The organism is Leclercia sp. LTM14 (assembly GCF_023736175.1).
Lineage (GTDB): Bacteria > Pseudomonadota > Gammaproteobacteria > Enterobacterales > Enterobacteriaceae > Enterobacter > Enterobacter barmai.
The window spans coordinates 143069-162138 of the sequence record NZ_JAIKTT010000009.1; the positions used below are offsets into that span (position 1 = coordinate 143069).

General features: G+C 56.6%; 17 protein-coding genes and 2 pseudogenes. 3 read left to right on the plus strand and 16 right to left on the minus strand.

Going from position 1 to position 19070, the window contains the following annotated elements; all coding sequences use genetic code 11:
* Nucleotides 1-58 precede the first annotated feature (58 nt).
* The 13 genes and pseudogenes from K5I40_RS17590 to gspC form a co-directional block, all read right to left on the minus strand.
* Nucleotides 59-2746, minus strand: a complete 2688-nt coding sequence (locus K5I40_RS17590; RefSeq protein WP_223075061.1) for a glycosyl hydrolase family 18 protein — start codon at nucleotides 2744-2746, stop codon at nucleotides 59-61.
* A gap of 243 nt (nucleotides 2747-2989) precedes the next feature.
* The gene (locus K5I40_RS17595; protein WP_223075060.1) at nucleotides 2990-3787 is read right to left on the minus strand and encodes an A24 family peptidase; all 798 of its coding nucleotides are present in this window, start codon (nucleotides 3785-3787) and stop codon (nucleotides 2990-2992) included.
* Nucleotides 3784-4268 (minus strand): annotated as a pseudogene (gene gspM, locus K5I40_RS17600) (type II secretion system protein GspM). Before gspM ends, K5I40_RS17595 begins: the two are co-directional and overlap by 4 nt.
* Nucleotides 4265-5410 carry a type II secretion system protein GspL gene (gene gspL / locus K5I40_RS17605; protein WP_223075058.1) on the minus strand — a complete coding sequence of 382 codons (1146 nt, stop codon included), beginning with the start codon at nucleotides 5408-5410 and terminating at the stop codon, nucleotides 4265-4267. The pseudogene gspM and the gene gspL overlap by 4 nt, the downstream one beginning before the upstream one ends.
* Before the next feature lie 15 nt (nucleotides 5411-5425).
* A complete protein-coding gene (gene gspK, locus K5I40_RS17610; RefSeq protein ID WP_223075057.1) occupies nucleotides 5426-6439 on the minus strand; it encodes a type II secretion system minor pseudopilin GspK in 1014 nt (337 codons plus the stop codon).
* A pseudogene (gene gspJ, locus K5I40_RS17615) lies at nucleotides 6436-7094 on the minus strand (type II secretion system minor pseudopilin GspJ). Before gspJ ends, gspK begins: the two are co-directional and overlap by 4 nt.
* On the minus strand, nucleotides 7091-7471 hold the full coding sequence (gene gspI, locus K5I40_RS17620) for a type II secretion system minor pseudopilin GspI (protein WP_039029528.1): 381 nt from the start codon (nucleotides 7469-7471) through the stop codon (nucleotides 7091-7093). The pseudogene gspJ and the gene gspI overlap by 4 nt, the downstream one beginning before the upstream one ends.
* On the minus strand, nucleotides 7464-7949 hold the full coding sequence (gene gspH, locus K5I40_RS17625) for a type II secretion system minor pseudopilin GspH (RefSeq protein ID WP_138369469.1): 486 nt from the start codon (nucleotides 7947-7949) through the stop codon (nucleotides 7464-7466). Before gspH ends, gspI begins: the two co-directional genes overlap by 8 nt.
* The gene (gene gspG, locus K5I40_RS17630; RefSeq protein ID WP_032617298.1) at nucleotides 7949-8392 is read right to left on the minus strand and encodes a type II secretion system major pseudopilin GspG; all 444 of its coding nucleotides are present in this window, start codon (nucleotides 8390-8392) and stop codon (nucleotides 7949-7951) included. Before gspG ends, gspH begins: the two co-directional genes overlap by 1 nt.
* A 2-nt stretch (nucleotides 8393-8394) precedes the next feature.
* On the minus strand, nucleotides 8395-9603 hold the full coding sequence (gspF, locus tag K5I40_RS17635; RefSeq protein WP_251931026.1) for a type II secretion system inner membrane protein GspF: 1209 nt from the start codon (nucleotides 9601-9603) through the stop codon (nucleotides 8395-8397).
* Nucleotides 9603-11081: a type II secretion system ATPase GspE gene (gene gspE / locus K5I40_RS17640; protein WP_039029531.1), complete on the minus strand. Its 1479-nt coding sequence runs from the start codon at nucleotides 11079-11081 to the stop codon at nucleotides 9603-9605. Before gspE ends, gspF begins: the two co-directional genes overlap by 1 nt.
* Before the next feature lie 11 nt (nucleotides 11082-11092).
* Complete coding sequence (gene gspD, locus K5I40_RS17645; RefSeq protein WP_039029532.1) at nucleotides 11093-13003, minus strand: type II secretion system secretin GspD; 1911 nt, start codon at nucleotides 13001-13003, stop codon at nucleotides 11093-11095.
* A 13-nt stretch (nucleotides 13004-13016) separates the two neighbouring features.
* Nucleotides 13017-13748, minus strand: a complete 732-nt coding sequence (gspC, locus tag K5I40_RS17650) for a type II secretion system protein GspC (RefSeq protein WP_223075111.1) — start codon at nucleotides 13746-13748, stop codon at nucleotides 13017-13019.
* A 303-nt stretch (nucleotides 13749-14051) separates the two neighbouring features.
* Here gspC and K5I40_RS17655 point away from each other — a divergent pair, with 303 nt between their 5' ends.
* Together K5I40_RS17655 and K5I40_RS17660 are read left to right on the plus strand one after the other, a co-directional pair.
* Nucleotides 14052-15629, plus strand: coding sequence for a peptidoglycan-binding protein (locus K5I40_RS17655; RefSeq protein ID WP_223075056.1), 1578 nt, complete (start codon nucleotides 14052-14054; stop codon nucleotides 15627-15629).
* Nucleotides 15630-15760: 131 nt separating this feature from the next.
* Entirely contained in the window at nucleotides 15761-16264 is a 504-nt protein-coding gene (locus K5I40_RS17660) for a hypothetical protein (RefSeq protein WP_251929806.1), read from the plus strand.
* Nucleotides 16265-16271: 7 nt separating this feature from the next.
* On the opposite strand, the gene K5I40_RS17665 is transcribed toward K5I40_RS17660, so the two are convergent.
* The 3 genes from K5I40_RS17665 to K5I40_RS17675 form a co-directional block, all read right to left on the minus strand.
* Entirely contained in the window at nucleotides 16272-16895 is a 624-nt protein-coding gene (locus tag K5I40_RS17665) for a helix-turn-helix domain-containing protein (RefSeq protein WP_223075054.1), read from the minus strand.
* Nucleotides 16896-17152: 257 nt separating this feature from the next.
* Nucleotides 17153-17983, minus strand: a complete 831-nt coding sequence (locus K5I40_RS17670; RefSeq protein ID WP_223075053.1) for an N-acetylmuramoyl-L-alanine amidase — start codon at nucleotides 17981-17983, stop codon at nucleotides 17153-17155.
* Entirely contained in the window at nucleotides 17980-18303 is a 324-nt protein-coding gene (locus tag K5I40_RS17675) for a heavy metal-binding domain-containing protein (protein ID WP_039029536.1), read from the minus strand. The genes K5I40_RS17670 and K5I40_RS17675 overlap by 4 nt, the downstream gene beginning before the upstream one ends.
* Before the next feature lie 109 nt (nucleotides 18304-18412).
* On the opposite strand from K5I40_RS17675, the gene K5I40_RS17680 reads away from it, so the two are divergent.
* Nucleotides 18413-18931, plus strand: coding sequence for a lipoprotein (locus tag K5I40_RS17680; RefSeq protein ID WP_039029537.1), 519 nt, complete (start codon nucleotides 18413-18415; stop codon nucleotides 18929-18931).
* Nucleotides 18932-19070: the final 139 nt, after the last annotated feature.

Consider the following 19070-nt stretch of genomic DNA (forward strand, 5'->3'; position numbering starts at 1 on the left):
AGAGGCGCGGTCAGTGAGTGCGGACGAGAAACCCCTCCGCACTCTCAGAGAAGGATGATTATTTGCAGTCTGTTGCTGCGCCTTCTTTCACCCACACATCGCTGTTGGCCGGGTTGTCACCACGGGTCCACCACTTGGCACGGTATACGGAACCCTGATAAGTCGTGGTGTCGCCACCGTTGTAAACCACATCAGATTTCCAGCCGAATTTCACCTGGCTGACCAGTTCCCATGCATCCACACCGAAGCCAGGCTGGTTGCCCTGCGTCCAGTACTTCGCTTTCCAGACCAGGTTGTCGAAGCTGACGGTATCGCCACCGTTGTAGACCTTGCTGCTGCTCCACGCGGCATATTTGCTGGCGTTGGCATCAACAGGGTTATCGCAGCTACCTGCCGCGCCTTCGTCAGACGGCGTGGTGTCTTCATCGGCTGGCGGCGTTACGTCGTCTGCCGGTGGGGTTACGTCATCCGCTGGATCGGCGGCTTTCGGCGTAACGTTAACCTGTACGCTTGAGTGCACGCTGTCTTTACCGTCACCCACCATCACGCTCAGGGTGTAGCTGGTTTCAGAGGTCACTTCTGGCGCGGTGATGCGGACGCTGTCGGTGTTAGCACCGGTCGCGTTCAGCTCTGCCGGTACGCTCCAGCTGTAGGTCAGTGCATCGCCATCCGGATCGGATGCCTGAGCGTGCAGGGACTGAGTCTGGCCCGCTTCCAGGGTAACGTCCTGCATTGGGTTAACCACAGGTGCCTGGTTCGCTTTTGGCGCTTTGTTCACAACCTGGACATTCGCGGTGCTGAACAGGCCTTTAGCGTCGGTAACGGTCAGGCGGAAGGCCAAAGTCTGGTCGCTGGTCACAGCCGGCACGCTAAAGGAGGCTTTAGCGGAGGTGCTGTTGGCGATACTAACCGTCGTCCCGGCAATCTGCGTCCACTTGTAGGTCAGCGCATCGCCGTCCTGGTCAGAAGAAGCAGAGCCATCCAGGGTCACGGTAACCGGGCCGGTGACGGTCTGGTCAGCGGCGGTAGCAACCGGCGCATGGTTGGTGTCCGCTGGCTCATCAGAGGAGGAGCCGCCCAGCAGGCTTTCGTTCATGGCGTTCAGGATGTCGCCGTTATCGGATTCGATAGACCATGCGAACAGACCGCCGAGGTTTTTGTTCAGAACGTACTTACCTTTGGCTTCAACGGAACGGGCATCGTCATAGCTCAGCAGCTCGCCGGTCGCCTTGTTGAAGAGGTATGGCGCTTCTGCCGCGGTGTCGTATTTGTACTCCCAGCCTGGCTTGCCTTTCATCTGGTTGGCAATCACGCGATAGTCAACGATCCCGGCTTCCCAGGTGCCAGGGATTTTACCTGTGGCAGTACCGGTAAACGGATTGTCGCCGGTGTAGCCATGGACGCCAGTCCAGCCGCGACCGTACATCGCCGCACCCACCACGATTTTGCCCGGCTGTACGTTCTGGTCGAGCATCGCTTTCACCGCGTTATCGGTGGTGTAGTTGGTGTCCGGTTTCCAGGAAGCACCGTACAGCGCAGTCTGGTGACCCAGATCGGTGTTGCTCCACCCGCCGTAGAAGTCATAGCTCATCAGGAAGATGTGGTCGATATACTGCTGGGCCGTGGTGTAATCGACATCTTCGATCTTATCTTTACCGGCACCGATAGCGGTGGTCAGTTCGTAGGTACGGCCCGTTTCGGCTGACAGCTCGTTCAGCATGGCGCGCAGATCGTGCATCAGCGCAGTATAAGTCGCCTTATCTTTCTGCGGATCGCCGAGACTAGCGTTTTCACCGCCGCCGCCCGGGAATTCCCAGTCGATATCCACACCGTCAAACACTTTCCAGGTTTTCAGGAACTCTTTCACTGAGCCGACGAAGCGGTCGCGCAGCACTTTGTTGTCCATCTGGAAGAACGGGTCGGAGAGGGTCCAGCCGCCAACGGAAGGCAGAACCTTCAGGTTCGGGTTGGCTTTTTTCATTGCCATCAGCTGGCCGTAGTTGCCTTTGTACGGCTCGTCCCAGCCGGTCACGCCCTGCTGAGGTTTTTGCAGAGCCGCCCACGGGTCATGAATGGCCACGGTGTAATCCTGACGGCCAGCACAGGCGCGTTTCAGGGATTCCAGCGCGCCGGAGGATTTGGCGCTGTCGTTGATGCCATCGCCACCGCAAATTGGAATGAAGCCATAGAGGATGTGGTTCAGGTTGGCAACCGGGATTTTATCGACGGTGAAGTTACGGTCGTACACGCCCCACTCAGGGAAATAGGCCGCAACCACTTTATCAGTGTGTTTGGCGAACGCTTTGTTGTTCTCGTGAAGGGTAGTGGTTAACGGCTGCAGGTGGCTACCGTCAGTATCGGCCACGATGATCAGTTTGCTGGCGCTGGTGTTGCAGCCGCTGCTGTTACATACCTGAACCTGCTCCTGATAACGGCCGCCTTTCTTGACTTTAAAAGTTGTGGAGCCAGAGGTGCTGCTCGCACCAGACCAGACTTCCTGGCCGTCCAGCAGTACTTTCGCTGAGGTTGGCGCATCGCCGCTCCAGACGTTCCACTCAACCTTAACATCGGCACCGTCGTGAACTTTTACCAGGTTATTATAATCCTGAGCGGATTGATCCACTTCAATAATGGAAAATTTATCATTTCCACTGGTCAACGACGGCACACCTGGAATTGCTGCAAATACAGGGCTGGCTGCCGCCGCAACAAAAAGTGCCAGGTATTTAGGCTTCAAAAATTTCATTCTCATTTCCCGATAACTTATTTGTGAACGTAAAAGTCATGTCTTCCGTAAACATGAAATAAAACCAGCATGGATTGTAAAAAGCTTAAATACATCGCCACTTGTAATGTTTTTAAGTTTCTTTGTAATCTCGAAAGAAATTAGCAATGCATGCAGTTCATAGCGTAAATGGTATTCGCAAAAAATGATGATTCACGCGATTACCTTGTCGAAAAAATTTCAAAAAAGAATTGACAGGATTACTCAGGCAATGAGCGAGAAAATTTGCAGAATAAAGGTAATAAGCCCCGCAAAGGCCAGCGCGGGACCAAAGGGAATTTGCGCGGTTTTATTGCCGGATTTAATAAAAATGAAATACCCCATTAGCCCCGTTAACGACGCCAGTAATATCACCGTGGGCAGCGCCTGCCAGCCGCACCAGGCACCCAGCGCCGCCAGCAGCTTAAAATCCCCGTAACCCAGCCCTTCGCGTCCGGTTATCAGGCGAAACGCCCAGTAAAGTAGCCAGAGCGAGAGATAGCCCACCATCGCGCCTGTGATGGCATCGCGAAGGGGCAGCGTCGGGTGAACAAGGTGAACCAGCAGCCCGGCCCACAGCAGGGGCTGCGTCAGGCAATCCGGCAGCAGCATGTGCCGCCCGTCAATGATGGCCAGCGGCAGCAAAAAGGCGCTTAACAGCCAGAGTGAAAACAGTGCCGGGATATCCGGTATACACCAGGCGGTGGCGCCAAAAAACAGAAAGGAAAAGAGTTCAAGTAACCATAAGCGCAGCGGGATAGCGCTGGCGCAGTGGTAGCAGCGCCCACGCAGCGCCAGCCAGCTTACAAGGGGGATATTCTCCCACCAGGCTAAATCGTGCTGGCACGCCGGGCAGTGCGAGGCCGGAAAAAGTAAGTTAATCCGCGTCTCATCATCGAGCAGCATCGGCGGAATACGCTCTGCCACTACCCCAAGAAAGCTGCCGATAATCGCGCCGAACACGGCGCTCATCAGGCTGAAAAGCGCCGGGCTGCTCTCCCGGAACAGGGCAAAGGCGATCATGAGGCTTTTTTCCAGCTAAGCTGGATCTCCGCTTTAACGTCACGCTGGTGGTCGACAGGCGTCAGCTTCATTTTCTCCAGCCGGATACCCGCGGCGGCATTAATTTCACGCAGCCAGTTTTTCAGCTCATTAATATCAACCCGCGGTACAACAATGATAATCCCTGCCCTTCCTGGCGCACGTCATTTAACGGCAGCTTAATTTCCTGCGCGCTGTTTTCTACCACGCTGCGCGGATTATCGGTTTTTAATTGCTGCACCTGGAGGTGATTTTTATCTATTTCGCTGCGCATCCAGGTAAGGGTTTCTGTCTGGCGCTTTAACGTTGCCTGGCTATTTTTAATCATATTATCCAGCGGCACCATGCCGCCGTAATAGACGACGGCACAACACAGCGCCACGGCGCCGAATTTAATCAGCTGCTTTTCACGGGCAGAATAATTCTGATACCGCGCTTTGAATTGAGCGACACGTGCTTTCATTTATGTTTCCCCGTGATCATGGCGGTAAAGGGCGCTGCCGTTGAAACCGGCTGGAGCGAGAAATCAAAATCCGCACTGGTCTGTGAAATAAACGCCTGTAGCGAGGCGCTGTCCTGGCTGCTGGCGCTGAGCGTCCAGCTGTTTTGCGCGCTGTCATAATCCAGCAGGTTCACTTCCATACCCGGCACGCGCTGTTTCGCCGTATTCAGGTCGTCCATCTGCAGGAAGACGCCTTTACTGACCTTCTTCAGGTTCTGACCAAAGTGATACTTAATATTGGTTTGCTGACGCAGGCTGGGGAAATGGTACTGATAGACCGTGGCGATCTCCTGCTGGAGATGGTTTTCCTGCTGCACCAGCATCAGGGCCATCGCCAGTCTCGGCCCCAGCAGCAGCCCGACGCTGAGCAGCGCCAGCGCCACCATCGCCCCTTTCAGCCCTTTGGGCGTGCCGCCCCGGGCACCATTGGGGCTAAACTCGCCGTGCAGCACGTTGGCCCGACAGCCCTGCCACTGGGGCTGGATCAGCGCAAGCGGATGCTGCCAGGGCAGGGTTTCATCCACCGCCACGCCGGCTGGCGCGTCGCCATAACAGCGCACCTCCCCGCCCGCGGTTTTCTGCAACAGCAGCGGCAGCAGCGCGGCGTCGGCTTCGCACGCCTCCCCGGTGGCAAAGCGCAGCCAGTAGCTATCTTCCAGCGACACCAGGGTGGTTCCCACGTCCGCAACCGGCAGCAGCCAGGCGTCAGGCAGCGCCTGGACCACCTTCAGCCCGGCCTGCTCAAAGCAGGCGAGCCAGCCGCGCAGGCGCCGGGCATCGATGGCAACGGCGTCCACTTCACACCCTTTTTTGCTTAACACCGTCCAGTGCAGGTCGTCGACGTCACCGATCAGCGTCTCTTCCGCCATCCACGAAAACGGCGTCGCCTGCGAGCCGAGTCCTTTCTTTGGCAGGGAGAAGTGGCGGAAGATCGTCTCGCTGGCGGGCAGCAGCAGGCAGACGCGCGAGGCCAGGGGATGGTCTGCGAGGGTCGCCAGCGCTGCCATGCCGCTGAGCGTATTCACCTGCTGGCTTCCGGATTCGCACCACGCAATCGTCCCGTCCTCACGGCTATCGGGACGAATAAAAAGTATCTTTTTCATCGGTATCGGCTTTTGTTATTCAATCATTCGGTAACGACGCTGCCACGTGACGATCTCGCCCGCTTCAGTGTTGACCTGAAGCTGGCTGACCACGCGCAGCGTTAAATCGTCGGTGTTGCCGGTGTAGTTGACCCGGAAGTAGCGACTGTTAACGGCCACCCGTTCGGCAACCTGAGTTAAATCATCCTTCAGCTGCGGGAAGTTTTGCTCCAGCGCCTTGCTGAAGGCCTCCATGTTTTCCCACCCCGCTTCCGGGCGTGCGGCGAGCAGCCGGGTAGCGTCATCCTCCGTCAGTTTTCCCGCAAACAGCGCCGCCAGCAGCTTTGCCTGCTCCGGCTTGAGGGTGTTGACGTTAATTTTGCTGCTGGCGTCCGGCAGGGCGCACAGCAGCGCGCTGACTTTGGCATAGGCCGCCGCCGGGAATGCCGGCAGCAGCCTGATTTCACTGATGTTGCGCATCATCTGGTTGGCCGGTAGGCGCGCGGGCTGAACGCCAGCCCAGGCGTCGGTCTCCTGAGCCTCTTTCGCCGTGACGCTGTCGCCATCCAGATAGTCCACCAGCTGCTGATAAACCTGCTCCGCGGTGGTCTGATCCAGTCCGGCGTCGGCCAGCAGCTGCTCGACCGTCAGCTGTTCAGACGATTTCTCCGGCAAGGGTGACGCAGCCTGCTCTTTCGCCATCTTCTCCTCGGTAAGCAGGTTATTGACGTTAAAGCAGTCCTGGGCATCCTCAACCTGGCTCACCACCGTGTAAAACTCCCCCTGTGTCTCAAGGGGCTGATGCCATTCGCCGTCCGGCTCCAGAGGATTCTCGCCGCTGGCGGCGGTCTGCAACCGCTCTTTCACCGCCTGCTCCTGGCGCTGAATTGCCCAGCGCAGCTGCTGCTGACTCACCTGATAGTGAGTTTTCTGCAGATTACGGCTGAACTGCTGGCTGATTTTCGATGCCAGCGCCGACATCAGCACCAGCAGGATCAGCACCACCAGCAGGGCGACGCCCCGCTGCTTTTTCAGCGTGTTTTGACTCATGGCTGGCTCCCCGGCGCGGGTTCTGCGGCCTGCTCCTGCGCGGCCTCGGGCGGTGCGCCTTCTGGTTTCTCTGCTTCTTTTACGGCGACCTGCGGCTGCGGCATGTCGCCCGGGGTGGTAAAGACCCAGCGCCAGGTATCACCGCTCTCCATGGTCAGCGTCAGCTCAACGCCATCCGGCTGATGCGCGCTTTCACTCCAGCGCTTTTGCCATGATTCGCGGAAAAACCGCCACTGGACGGATTTCACCTCTGCGACAATCGGCACCTCTTCCGGTTTGACGCCCGCCGGGCTGTCTATCGTCGGCCAGACGTCACGCCACAGCCGGTGATCTTCAAAGCGCCAGCGCACCCGCTCTAACTGAACGTTGCCGCTGACGCCGTTGAGGGTGGTCAGCTCAATCGCGTTATCGTCCTGGCGAAATACCTCGGGTTCATTGCGCGGTGCCCGGGCCTGCAGCTGAAAAAAATCACGCTCCAGCAGGCTCCAGGCGCGCTGGATCTGATTGAGTCGGGTCGCGCTGCGATCGGTGGCGTTGCTGGTGCGCATTGCGCCATCGAGGATCTGCCAGGCGAGCGTGCTGATCACCGCAAAATGGTCAGGGCAATCATGATCTCCAGCAGCGTAAACCCGCGCTGATTCTGCCGTTTTTTCACTTTTCCTCTCCCGGGGGCAGAACCCGCATCGCCACAACCGGCTGGCTCTCATCCCCTTCGGCATAGACCAGGATCTCATCCGCCCAGCGCTTATCGGCGGTTTTAACCCGCTGCATGTGCCAGGTCCAGTTGCGCCCGCCCATCAGCTCGGTCCCCTTCTGCTCTGCATCGGGAAACTCGCTTTTGGTGAGCTGCGCTTCGGCGAGCTGATTCTCGGCGACCCAGCTGGCCTGCAGGGTATCGGCAAGACCGTGAGTAAAACGCACGTTCAGGGAGACCGAGTTCATGAGCGCCAGCGCGGCGGTGGAGAAGATCACCAGGGCGACCATCACCTCCAGCAGCGTCATGCCGCGCTGCGATGCATCAGGTTTAGCCATCGTTTTCTACCGTAACCGGTGGCGCGCCCTGGGACACCACCCGGAAGTGGTGCTCTTTATCGGCGCTCTGTAACGTCAGGGTGAAACGGCTCATCTCGCCGTCCGGTAAAAAGACGATCTGCGGTTCGGCATCAGGGGTCGCGGCCAGACGCTGCGGGGTGAGCGAAACGTGCATCTCCTCCGGGAAATCGCCCCCGGTGTTGATACGTCGTTGCGCCAGCGGAACCCAGCGGCGTTCGCCGTTTTTTTCTTCCAGCGTCATCAGCTGATATTTATCCGTCGTGATGACCAGCCCCAGGATATTTCCGTCCATTACCGCGCGATCGGAACCATATTCAACAACGGCTTTTAATTGCTGGCCAAATATATCCGCACCGCTGCGCGACGGTATTGTGGAAACCACCATCATGGCGCAACTGGCAAATATCACCAGCGCGAGAATAATTTCCAGCAGGGTAAAGCCGCGTTGCCTGTTCATTATTTTTTATCGAATGACCAGTTGGTAATATCGTCTGCGGTATTGGCTTCGCCATCCGGCCCTGCAGAAAATACGTCGATGGCGCCATGCTCGCCCGGGCTCACCAGAATATAATCGCTGCCCCAGGGATCCTGCGGCAGACGGCGAATATAGCCATCGGCGCGGTAGCCGTTCGGGATTGGCGCGATTTCAGGTTTGGTGACCAGCGCCTGCAGGCCCTGTTCCGTGGTGGGATAACGGTGGTTATCCAGCTTGTACATATCCAGCGAACCTTCCAGGGCGACAATATCGCTGGTGGCTTTCTGGGTATCGGCTTTCTCTTTATTCCCCATTAAATTGGGCACCACCATACTGGCCAGCACGCCGAGAATAACAATCACCACCATTAATTCGAGCAAAGTAAAGCCCGCCTGGCGTGCCAGGTTTTTACGTTTCATCGCCATGATTAACCTACCATATTATTAAGTTGCAGAAGCGGTTGTAATATTGACATCACAATAAACAGAACAATGGTCGCCATTGAGACCACCAGCGCCGGTTCAAATACCGACAGCGTTAAGGTAATTCGATGCTGTAATGCGGACTCCTGGTTTTCAGCTGCCCTGTCCATCAGGTTGCCCAGCTCGCCGCTCTCTTCGCCAGAGGCGATCATGTACAGCATGGTGGGCGGGAATAATTTCGCCTGCTCCAGCGCGGCATATAACGATGCTCCCTGGCGCACGGTGTCCGCCGCCTGCTCAAGCACCTGACGGGCATGGAGGTTTTCAATCCCGTCCATGGCGATATACATCCCCTCCAGCAGCGGCACGCTGCTGGCCTGCAGGATGCTCAGGGTGCGGATGTAGCGCGCGCTGTTGATGGCGCACACCAGTTTTTTGATTGGCGAGGCGTTAACCAGCCAGCGGTGCCAGAGAAAGCGATTTTTCGCGTTCTTCAGCCAGCTTTTAAAGCCGATAAATCCGGCGACAAGCCCGCCGCCAATGTAGATGCCGTACGCCTGCAGGAAATCACTCACCGCGATCAGCGTGCGGGTGGTGATCGGCAGTTGCTGTTTCATATGGGTAAACTGCTCGATCACCTGCGGTACTACCGCCACCAGCAGGATGCAGATCACCGCCACCGCCACCACCGTCAGGGTGATGGGGTAGACCATCGCCTGGCTGAGCTTGCTTTTCATCTTCTGGCGCTGCTCGTTGTACTCCGCCAGTTTTTCCAGCACGTCGCCGAGATGACCGGTTTTCTCCCCGGCCATCACCAGGGTGCAGTAGAGTTTGTCGAAGGTGCGCGGAAACTGGCTGAAGGCGTCGAACAGCGTATGCCCTTCCACCACTTTGTCGCGGATCTCGCTCACCATCGCCGCCAGCTTTTTATCTTCCGACTGCTTCGCAATCGCCTTCAGGGCGCTCTCCAGCGGCAGGGCGGCGTTCACCAGCGTCGCCAGCTGGCGGGTAAACATCGACAGCACCGGGGTGGAGAGTTTGATCCCCTTCTGCGCGCTCCCGGCACTGGAGGGCTCCCGGGTCGGCGTGATGCTCACCGGCATCAGCTTTTGCTCGCGCAAGGTCTGGCGAACCTGCTTTGGCCCTTCGGCCTGCAGGGTGCCGCGCTGGGTTTTCCCAGCCGCACTGGTGGCCGTCCACGCATACCACGCCATTATTCATCTCCCCCGCGCTCGGCGGTGACGCGCATCACCTCTTCCAGCGAGGTGACGCCGGAGATAACCTTCAGCAGGCCGTTTTCGCGCAGGCTGTAGGCCTGTCTGAACAGCTCGGTCTCGATGGCCATTTCATCTTTATCTTCATGAATCGCCCGGCGCATGGTGCTGTCTACCACCAGGAACTCGTGGATCCCGGCGCGGCCCTGATACCCGCTCTGGCGGCAGTGCTCGCAGCCCACGGCGCGGTAAATCGCTTTTGGCGGCGCGTCCATAAAGCTGAACAGCGCTTTCTCATTGGCGTCCAGCGGACTGGTGGTCCGGCAGTGCACGCACAGCCGACGCACCAGACGCTGGGCAATGACACCGAGCAACGATGAACCGATCAAAAATGACTCCAGCCCCATGTCGCGCAGACGGGTGATGGCCCCTGCCGCGCTGTTGGTGTGCAACGTGGACATCACCAGGTGGCCGGTGAGCGAGGCCTGCACCGCAATTTGCGCGGTTTCGCCGTCACGGATTTCACCGATCATCACCACGTCCGGGTCCTGGCGCAGGATCGCGCGCAGCCCGCGGGCAAAGGTCATGTCCACGCGCGGGTTGACCTGGGTCTGCCCCACCCCTTCCAGCTCATATTCGATCGGATCTTCAACGGTGAGGATATTGCGCTCATGCCCGTTCAGCGCCGACAGAATGGCGTACAGGGTGGTACTTTTCCCGGAACCGGTCGGGCCGGTGACCAGGATAATGCCGTGCGGACGGCCAATCAGTCCCTTCAGCTGCTGTAGCTCTTCGTCTATCAGCCCCAGCTTGTTAATGTCCGGCTTAAGATTACTTTTATCGAGCAGACGCATCACCACCCGCTCGCCGTACTGCGAGGGAATAGTGGAGACACGCACGTCGATGGCTTTGCGCCCGATACGCAGCGAGATACGCCCATCCTGCGGCAGGCGCTTTTCGGCGATATCGAGCTTCGACATCACCTTGATGCGCGACACCAGCAGCGGCGCAAGTTTGCGCGCCGGTTGCAGCACCGGGCGCAGCACGCCGTCGACGCGAAAACGGATGCTCAGCGTGCGCTCGAAGGTTTCGATATGAATATCCGACGCGCCCTCTTTCACCGCCTCGCCCAGAATGGCGTTGATCAGGCGGATCACCGGCGAGTTTTCGTCGTTATCCAGCAGATCCTCGTTGTCGGGGATCTCCTCGGTGAGCGCCATCAGATCGATATCGGCGTCCATATCATCCACCAGCTGCTGGGAGACGCCGCTGTTCTGCTGCCAGATTTTGGCCAGCATCTCGTCAAAGGCCTCCGGCGTCAGAATGACCGGCGTAAAGGAGCGCGCCAGCACCCGGCGCATCTCCAGCAGGGCAAACGCCGGGGCATCGTCCCGGACATAGACCTGATCCTGATAAAACAGGACGCCGTTATCCTTGGCAAAGCTGCTGGTGCATAAGGCGTTGCTGAGTTCATCCATCTGCCATCCCCTTACTCTTTAAACGGATTGCGGGTGGCCGCCGTGGTGGCGGAGCCCTTAGACGGGTAGGCCGGCAGCACCGCGTTATCATTATTGGAAATAATGCCCAGCTTTTTCTCTTCCATACGCTGCTGTTGGCGCGCGCGGATCTGGTCATATTTCTCTTTCGACGACGCGCTGTAGCTGTCGTCGTCACGCAGGACGGTGGTATGGATAAAGACCATCAGGTTACGTTTCGACGTATCCTGCGAGGTGTAGCGGAACAGCTGCCCCACCAGCGGAATATCCCCCAGCAGCGGCACTTTCGAAACGTTTTGCTTGGTGACGTTCTCCATTAATCCGCCGAGAACCACCGTCTGCCCGCTGTGCACCATCACTTCGTTGTTGATGGTACGGGTGTTGAAGGTTGGGCCGAGGCTGGCGTCTTCCGTCGCGCTGGCGTCAACGCTGGAGACTTCCTGCTCGATCTTCAGATGAATAATGTCGCCGTCGTTGATCTGGGGAACGATTTTCAGCTTGGTACCGACCGTTTTACGCTCCACCGAGTTAAAGACGTTATCGCCGCTGGTGGTCTGGGAACCGGACAGCACCGGCACGTCCTGACCGACGTTAAACGACGCCTCTTTGTTATCCAGGGTGACCACGCTCGGGGTGGAGAGAATGTCGTTTTTACCGTCGGTAGCAAGAGCGGTCATAAGCGCGCCAAAGTCACCGTTAAAGAAGCCGGTCGCCAGGCCAGTAAAGCTGGCCCCTTTGATGGCGCCGCTCTTGATCTGGCTGATTGGCATACCGGTGGCGCCAAACTGCACGCCGCCATGTTTGCCGGTCCACTGCACGCCCAGGTCGAGGCCGTTGCCGTCCTGCACTTCGGCAATGATCGCTTCCACCAGCACCTGCGGACGGCGGATATCGAGCTTGTCGATCACTTTTTCCAGCGAGTTCATCACGTTAGGCTGGGCGGTGATCACCAGTGAGTTGGTGGCTTCGTCGGCGGTAATATTCAGATCGCTGTTGGTGCTCGCCGTTTTGCTTTTCGCCGCCGGGGCTTTGTCTTTCAGCTGCTCGCCAATCCCGGTCAGTACCGGCACCACTTTGCTGGCGCTGGCATATTTCAGGTAGAAGACGCGGGTATTGCCTTCGTTGTTCTGCTCGCGATCGAGCTGATTCACCAGCGAGCGGGTGCGCGAGCGGGCATCTTCCGAGCCGCTGATCACCAGGCTGTTGGTCTCGTCATCGGCCACCACTTTCGTCGCCAGCTGCGGCGCGTTCTGGCCTTTCTGCTCTTCGTTGTTGAGGTTATTCAACATGTCGGAGAGCTCTTTGGCCGAGGCATAGCGCAGCGGGACAATTTCGCGACGCTGCATGCCGGAGCGATCCACGCGCTCCACCAGATCCACCAGCCGGTTCACCACCGAGGCTTTACCGGTCAGCAGCAGCACGTTGGAGGGCTCAAAATGGACCACGTTACCAATGCCGGAGGCATCGTTCAGCTGGCGCAGCAGCGGCGCCAGCTCACGCACCGGCACGTTTTCCATCCGCACCACGCGGGTGATGATCTCATCCCCTTTGCCGGGGTGTTTACTGTCCGCCAGCGGTACGCCCGCAGTGCGCGCCACCGTGGAGCGCACCACTTTCACCATGCCGTTATCCATCGGGATCACCGACAGGCCATACAGATCCAGCACGCTCAGGAAGAATTGATAATACTCATCCTCCGTCAGCACGTTATAGGTCTTCACCGAGACGTTGCCCTGAACGGACGGATCGACGAGGATCGTTTTATTCAGGTTACGGCCTACCGTATCGATAAATTCGCGAATATCGGTGTTCTTAAAACTGGCGCTAAAGTTCGCCGCCATCACGGAACTGGAAATAAAAGAGGCGGCTGTCAGCGCAATACATGCCCAGGGAAATTTCTTCATCTCATTACACTTGTTAATTGGTTAAAACATTAACCCGAATATTTTCAAGGTGAGCGTGGCGTCTGACTACGACTTCCGCTTCTCTCATTTTCGACCAGCTGGCGATAATACTTTTCGCCTGCTCCGCGCGCGTCATATCGACGGCGTTCACTTTCACTACCACATCGCCCTTTTCCAGCCCGCTATGGCTAAAAAAGGAAGAGGCATTTTTGGGCTTTATTTGATAGCCCTCAAGCTGACCCTTTTCGATATAAGGCTTCAGCACTAAATAATCGTCGAGATGTAAATTATCGGCCCCGGCATCGATTTTCGGCTTTATTGCCGGAGAGGGATTAATATCGCCTTTAAAATAGTCCGGGCGTTTTAACGCCAGCACCTGCCGGTCGCCTTCGTAATTCACCACCACGTTGTCGCTATTAATCTCTTCTATAAACGCATCGCTGTAGCCCGGCAGCGGGTCGCCTTCGCGCAGGCTCTTCTGTCCGCCAGGCGTTTTGATGACGGCGAAAGAAAGCCACGCCTCATCGCTGCTGATGATGCCGTCGACCTCAGCCGAAAGGCTCTTTTTCGCCACCTGCTGCGCAGCGGGCTGGTTAACCGCAGGCTGGAAAAGAGCAAAGGCCTGCTCTGCCTGCTGCGTACGGGACTGCGCGGACGCGTTATCCGGATCGGAATCAGCCACCTTTTTATACTCTTTAAAAACAACATACCCCTGCTGGCCGCTGAATATCAGCAGGACAAACATCACGCAGGGCGCAATATATCGGGAATAGAACTGCATTTTCATTTTAAAACTGACCTTTTAGTCAATGCAGGGATCAGCAGCCTGGCGCTGCACCTGAAAACCCGGAAATAGTAATAATGATGTGCCTCCCGCTCCATCGGGTTCGCCGTTAACTTTAATAAAGAAAATTATTGACCCAGCAAATAACCGATGTTAGCCAATCAGCACAGGTTATTTTTCTCCTCGGGCAAAATTGACCCCCTTCTCCCCTTCCCTTACTTTCCTGCCTGACATTTGGTCAATGAAATACAACGGTGAAGCGTTATGTTCCTCAGTCATTTTAAATTTACCCGCCACCCCTTCAGGAGCGCAGCCCGCCCCTGCGGCACATTCTTTGCGCCTTATCATCAGGATGTCTTCGGCATGCTGGCAGAGAAATCGACCGCTCTTGGCATTGTGGCGCTGTTTGGCGATGACGAGGAGCTGCTGAACACCTTCACCGCTCACCTGCTGGCGAAAAGCGCCGCCGGGGTGGCGGTTAATGCTTTTCCGAAACTGAACGCGAAAGGCCTGCTGTATAAACTCAACGCCCAGGCAAAAGATGCCAGCAACAAAATTCACGCCATTGACGGTGTGCTGCGCCAGTGGCAGGAGAAATATCCGTCCTGTAAAAAATCCGGTCTGGTCCTGACTGTCGCGGCGGTTCAGGCGATGCGGGATAACTGCTGGGAAGCGCTGGGCATACTGCTCTCCCGGGCGCAGGAGTCTGGTCTGTCGCTGACGCTGGTCCTGACCGGTACCCCGGACCAGGAATCGCGTCTGATGAACCACTCTGGCCTCGCGTCCCGGGTGCATACCCGCCATACCCTGCGCCCGCTTACCTGCCGCGAAGTGCTGAGCTATGTTCAGGCGCAGGCCGAGGAGCACGGGGCCGAAACCTCGCCCTTTATTCCTGCCCGCGTGCGCCGGATGCATGCCCTGACCAAAGGGTCGGTGAGCAAGCTGAACGCGCTGGCACACCTGTCGCTGCTTGCGGCCTGGACCGAGCGCGCCCCTGCGGTGGGTGCCCGTCATTTACGTCTGGCGGCGGGCGAAGTGCTGCCGCGTAAGACGCACGGCAAAACCCTGGCGACGGTTGGCCTGTTCGCCAGCGTGCTCTTTGCCGCCAGCGGCTGGTACTTCTCCTCCGCCATCACGGCAAAACTCCCTGTGCACCTGCCGGTGCCCGTGAGCTGGAAACAGCCTGTCCATACGCCGAAAGCGCCGGTCGTGCCGACGCTTGAGAAAGAGGTGGTCAATTCACCGGACGCCATGCATCAGCTCTACACCATGTGGGGCTACGATCCTTCCTCAGAGGAGGCGCTCTGCCAGAATGCCGCCCGGGTGAATCTCGCCTGTAAACAGGGGAACGCCGCGCTGACGGCGCTGGAAAAAGAGGGGTATCCGTGGGTGAGCGAGCTGCGAACCGGGGATCACCTCAACTATGCGGTCGTCGCGCGAGTAGGCGCGGATTCCCTTGATCTCCTGATGAATAATCGTACCTGGCAGGTGAAGCGCAGCTGGTTTAACGCCCACGCCACCGGGAATTACACCTTATTGCACCGACTGACGCCGGCAGGACAGGATGAAGTCGGAGCCGCCAGCAGCAGCAAGGATCTGGCCTGGATCGATACGCAACTCAGCCAGGCGCTGCATGAGCCTGAAACCCATGCCCAATCCTGGACGCAGGCGCTGGTGAAGCGCACCCGCGAATTCCAGGCGCAGACCCAGCTGAACGTTGACGGCATGCCGGGTGAAGAGACCCTGATGCAGCTGATGCGGGTGAATAACACGACGCCGACGATACTGACGCCGACCGCAGACACCGCGACCCACACCCTGGCGAAAGGAAAAACGCAATAATGTCTACTATTTGCCTCGCGGCACAGCGCAGCTTTAATACCGGCGAGGCGGTATGGTTCTCCTACCGCCTCCCCTCAATCAATAAAATACTGCTCAGAACTCTGGCCTGCCTGTGCTGCCTGGGGGCGATTTTGATCGCCGGGTTGTACGCCCATATTTACTGGAATCTGCGGCATCCGGTACCAGAGCCAAAACCGGTTAACGTCGTGCAGCCGGATACGCAGCTTTCCGATATGCATTATGTGTATGTCTCAAAACCGTTCCCTGAGCCGAAACCTGTACCCGAAAAATATACCGCGCCGCCGATGCCATCAGACGATCCTGACATGGATAAATCTTCAGACTGGCAGCAAGCCCCGGACAGTGATATTTCCAGTGAACCCTTGCCCGATGTCCATGGTGCTGAACAAGAGACAGATTCCGTGTCGTTAAAAGAGCGGTTTATGGAAGCGTTAAAAGAACAGCAGCAGGATATTTCGCAGGGGAAAGTGCCGGATGAACCGGTGGATGAGACGCAATCCGACACAGAGACGGATAATCGGGTGATAAACCAGACGGCAGCGTTAAAAACGGAAAATATAGATACTCATATGCTAAAAAAATCCCCACCGGCGTTACCCGATGGAGATTCTTAGCAGATAATCAGTAGCGTTCTGGCAGGCTGGTAATATTTATCAATTTACCTTTCTCGACCACAATATAGTGACCTTTTTTCAGGTCTGAAAGAATTTTAATAATGGTGCTGCGCGCCAGGCTGGTGTATTCCTGAATGTAATCGTAAACGTTAATATCGCGATTCTGGTGAACAATGAGTTCATTTATTTCGATAAGGAACTCACGAACCACGGAATACGCACTGCGGGCAACCAGGATGTCATCGCGTTTACTCAGCACGTCGATATACCAGATAAGGAGCTGGCTGAACTCGGACCATAAATTTTTCTCGCTGAGAATACGTTCAAATTCATCACGTTTGATGGTGCGAATAATGGTGGTGTCACGGACCAGGCCATACATATGAGAGGCCCTGTTATAGATAGCGGAGATGCCTAAAAAACCCGCTTTGCGCATGGTAAACATACTTAATTCGTCAGAGCGTCGGCGTATCTCGACTTCGCCGCTAATCAATACGTGCACGTATTCAGAATCGGCGGTAATAATCTTCTGCCATTTCTTTAACGTTTTATCGGGGTAATCTGCTGTAGCAGCAATAATTGCGTCAATCGCCTTTTCCGGGCGACTATTTTTACAATATACGTTTAACATTATTATGCCTGTTTCAATTTTTATGGATAAAGCGAGCCGCTGCGCCAGAAAAGTCACACCGGATAAATTCGAAGAAATTTTTAGGGTGAGATTTACTCTCAATTAATATTTACTTTGCAAAATTACTTAGCAAGCTATGTGTACATATTATATTCGGGTAAATTTAAGTCAATTAACTAAAAATGAATCGAGATTGAACTTAAGATTAATCTTAAGAAAAATAAGATAAAATTACGCAAAAATCGTGTTTTCCAGGATTAACCCTGTCCGTATTTCTCTAATAATGCTTCGGCGATGGCAATTGTTTCTATATCAGCTACGCCATTCCATAATTGCGGTCTGAAGTGCATTTGAAAGGCCATAATTATCCGCTTCTGCTGTGTTTGAGAAATATTATCTGGCACATCATAGCCATAGCGGGATAATAAACTCAGCAGCGCAGCACTGTCCGCGGGCTGGTAAGGCGGTTGCCCGTTCAGGTAAAACGCCACCCGGGCGGGATCCGGCCAGGCGCCAATGCCCTGCTGCGCCAGCGCCTGCCAGGGGAACAGCGGCCCCGGATCGTCTTTACGCTGGGGGGCGATGTCCGCATGGGCCACCACGTTCTGCGGTTTGATGTCGTAACGCTGAATAATATCCTTCGCCAGCGGGATCAGGGCGGCGATTTGCGCCGGTTCGAAGGGCACAAAGCGTTTCTGTCCGTCAATTTTTTGCCAGCCGCGGTTCTCCAGCTCAATGCCAATAGAGGTGTCATTTATACGCGTGGCGCCACGCCAGAAGCTGACCCCGGCATGCCAGGCCAGGGAGCCTTCAGGCACCAGCTGCCAGATCCGCGGCTTTCCTTTATACAAAGGCGGGATCGCCGGGATCAGATAGTGGGAGCTGACGTTTTTATCGGTCAACGTCGCCAGAGAGCTGTCAAAATCGTCGGCGGTGTAGTGAATAACCAGCACCTTGATGCGCGGATAGGCCGCCTGGGCCTGTCGCCGGGTATCCAGCTCATAGGCCCCTTTTTCGACAATCCCTTTTTCTGCCGCACAGCCTGCCAGCAGCAGGGCCAGCAGGACGGGCGCAAATGCCTGCTTCATCGGCGCGTTTTCACCGCCGTACCGCTGACGCTGACCATCAGCATGCTGGCGTCTTTGCCGACGGTTTCGTAGTCGATATCGATGCCCACAACGGCGTCTGCGCCCATGGCTTTCGCCTGTTCACCCATCTCCTTAAAGGCGATTTCACGGGCTTTACGCAGCTCTTTTTCATAGGCGCCGGAGCGACCGCCGACGATATCGCGGATCCCGGCAAAAAAGTCGCGGAAAACATTGGCACCGAGAATCGCTTCACCGGTCACCACGCCGCAGTATTCGCTGATGGGTTGTCCTTCCAGAGTGGGGGTGGTTGAAAATTGCATTTTCGTCTCCGTGTTACGTACCTAACCGTTTAAGAACAAAACCATTATCTGCTCGTTACGCTATCATTTAAAGGTTAGTTAATTATTGCAGCCTAATAAGGAAATCATCATGCGCTATTCTGCTTTGACGCTTTTAGTGCCTTGCGCGCTGCTGCTCAGCGCCTGCACTACGCCAGTCACCCCGGCCTTTAAGGACATCGGTACCCGCAGCGGCAGCTGCATTACCGGCGGGCCGGATGCCGTGGCTCAACAATTCTATGACTACCGCATTACGCACCGCAGCAACGACTTCACCGCCCTGCGCCCGTACCTGAGCGATAACCTGGCCCAGCTGCTGAGCGATGCCAGCCGCGATCCGCAGCACAGCAGCCTGCTGAAAGACGATCCGTTCTCCAGCCGCACCACCGCCCCTGAAAAGGCCGAAGTCTCCAGCGCCTCGACCATCCCGAATACCGATGCGCGCAATATTCCGCTACGCGTCAAGCTGACGCAGGGCAGCCAGACCTGGCAGGATGAAGTGCTGATGATCCGCGAAGGGCAGTGCTGGGCGATCGACGACGTGCGCTACCTCGGCGGCAGCGTCCATGCCCCGGCCGGCACCCTGCGCCAGTCGATTGAAAACCGCTAATCCGGCGCGCTTCAGACCGTTAAGCAGGGAAAACCCCGTAAAATGTCTGGCATTTCGTGAGGAATGCCGACATTTATTCTCGCCGACATTGCCTTCCGCTATTTTGTGCTATGTTTAGGGATAGATACGGTTTATATTT

Coding starts and splice junctions, on each gene's coding strand:
- K5I40_RS17655 (WP_223075056.1), top strand. CDS start 14,052: ATGTTCCTCAGTCATTTTAAATTTACCCGCCACCCCTTCAGGAGCGCA.
- gspL (WP_223075058.1), bottom strand. CDS start 5,410: ATGAAAAAGATACTTTTTATTCGTCCCGATAGCCGTGAGGACGGGACG.
- K5I40_RS17680 (WP_039029537.1), top strand. CDS start 18,413: ATGCGCTATTCTGCTTTGACGCTTTTAGTGCCTTGCGCGCTGCTGCTC.
- gspD (WP_039029532.1), bottom strand. CDS start 13,003: ATGAAGAAATTTCCCTGGGCATGTATTGCGCTGACAGCCGCCTCTTTT.
- gspH (WP_138369469.1), bottom strand. CDS start 7,949: ATGAACAGGCAACGCGGCTTTACCCTGCTGGAAATTATTCTCGCGCTG.
- gspG (WP_032617298.1), bottom strand. CDS start 8,392: ATGGCGATGAAACGTAAAAACCTGGCACGCCAGGCGGGCTTTACTTTG.
- gspI (WP_039029528.1), bottom strand. CDS start 7,471: ATGGCTAAACCTGATGCATCGCAGCGCGGCATGACGCTGCTGGAGGTG.
- K5I40_RS17675 (WP_039029536.1), bottom strand. CDS start 18,303: ATGCAATTTTCAACCACCCCCACTCTGGAAGGACAACCCATCAGCGAA.
- K5I40_RS17665 (WP_223075054.1), bottom strand. CDS start 16,895: ATGTTAAACGTATATTGTAAAAATAGTCGCCCGGAAAAGGCGATTGAC.
- gspK (WP_223075057.1), bottom strand. CDS start 6,439: ATGAGTCAAAACACGCTGAAAAAGCAGCGGGGCGTCGCCCTGCTGGTG.
- K5I40_RS17595 (WP_223075060.1), bottom strand. CDS start 3,787: ATGATCGCCTTTGCCCTGTTCCGGGAGAGCAGCCCGGCGCTTTTCAGC.
- gspC (WP_223075111.1), bottom strand. CDS start 13,748: ATGTTTGTCCTGCTGATATTCAGCGGCCAGCAGGGGTATGTTGTTTTT.
- gspE (WP_039029531.1), bottom strand. CDS start 11,081: ATGGATGAACTCAGCAACGCCTTATGCACCAGCAGCTTTGCCAAGGAT.
- K5I40_RS17590 (WP_223075061.1), bottom strand. CDS start 2,746: ATGAAATTTTTGAAGCCTAAATACCTGGCACTTTTTGTTGCGGCGGCA.
- K5I40_RS17670 (WP_223075053.1), bottom strand. CDS start 17,983: ATGAAGCAGGCATTTGCGCCCGTCCTGCTGGCCCTGCTGCTGGCAGGC.
- gspF (WP_251931026.1), bottom strand. CDS start 9,603: ATGGCGTGGTATGCGTGGACGGCCACCAGTGCGGCTGGGAAAACCCAG.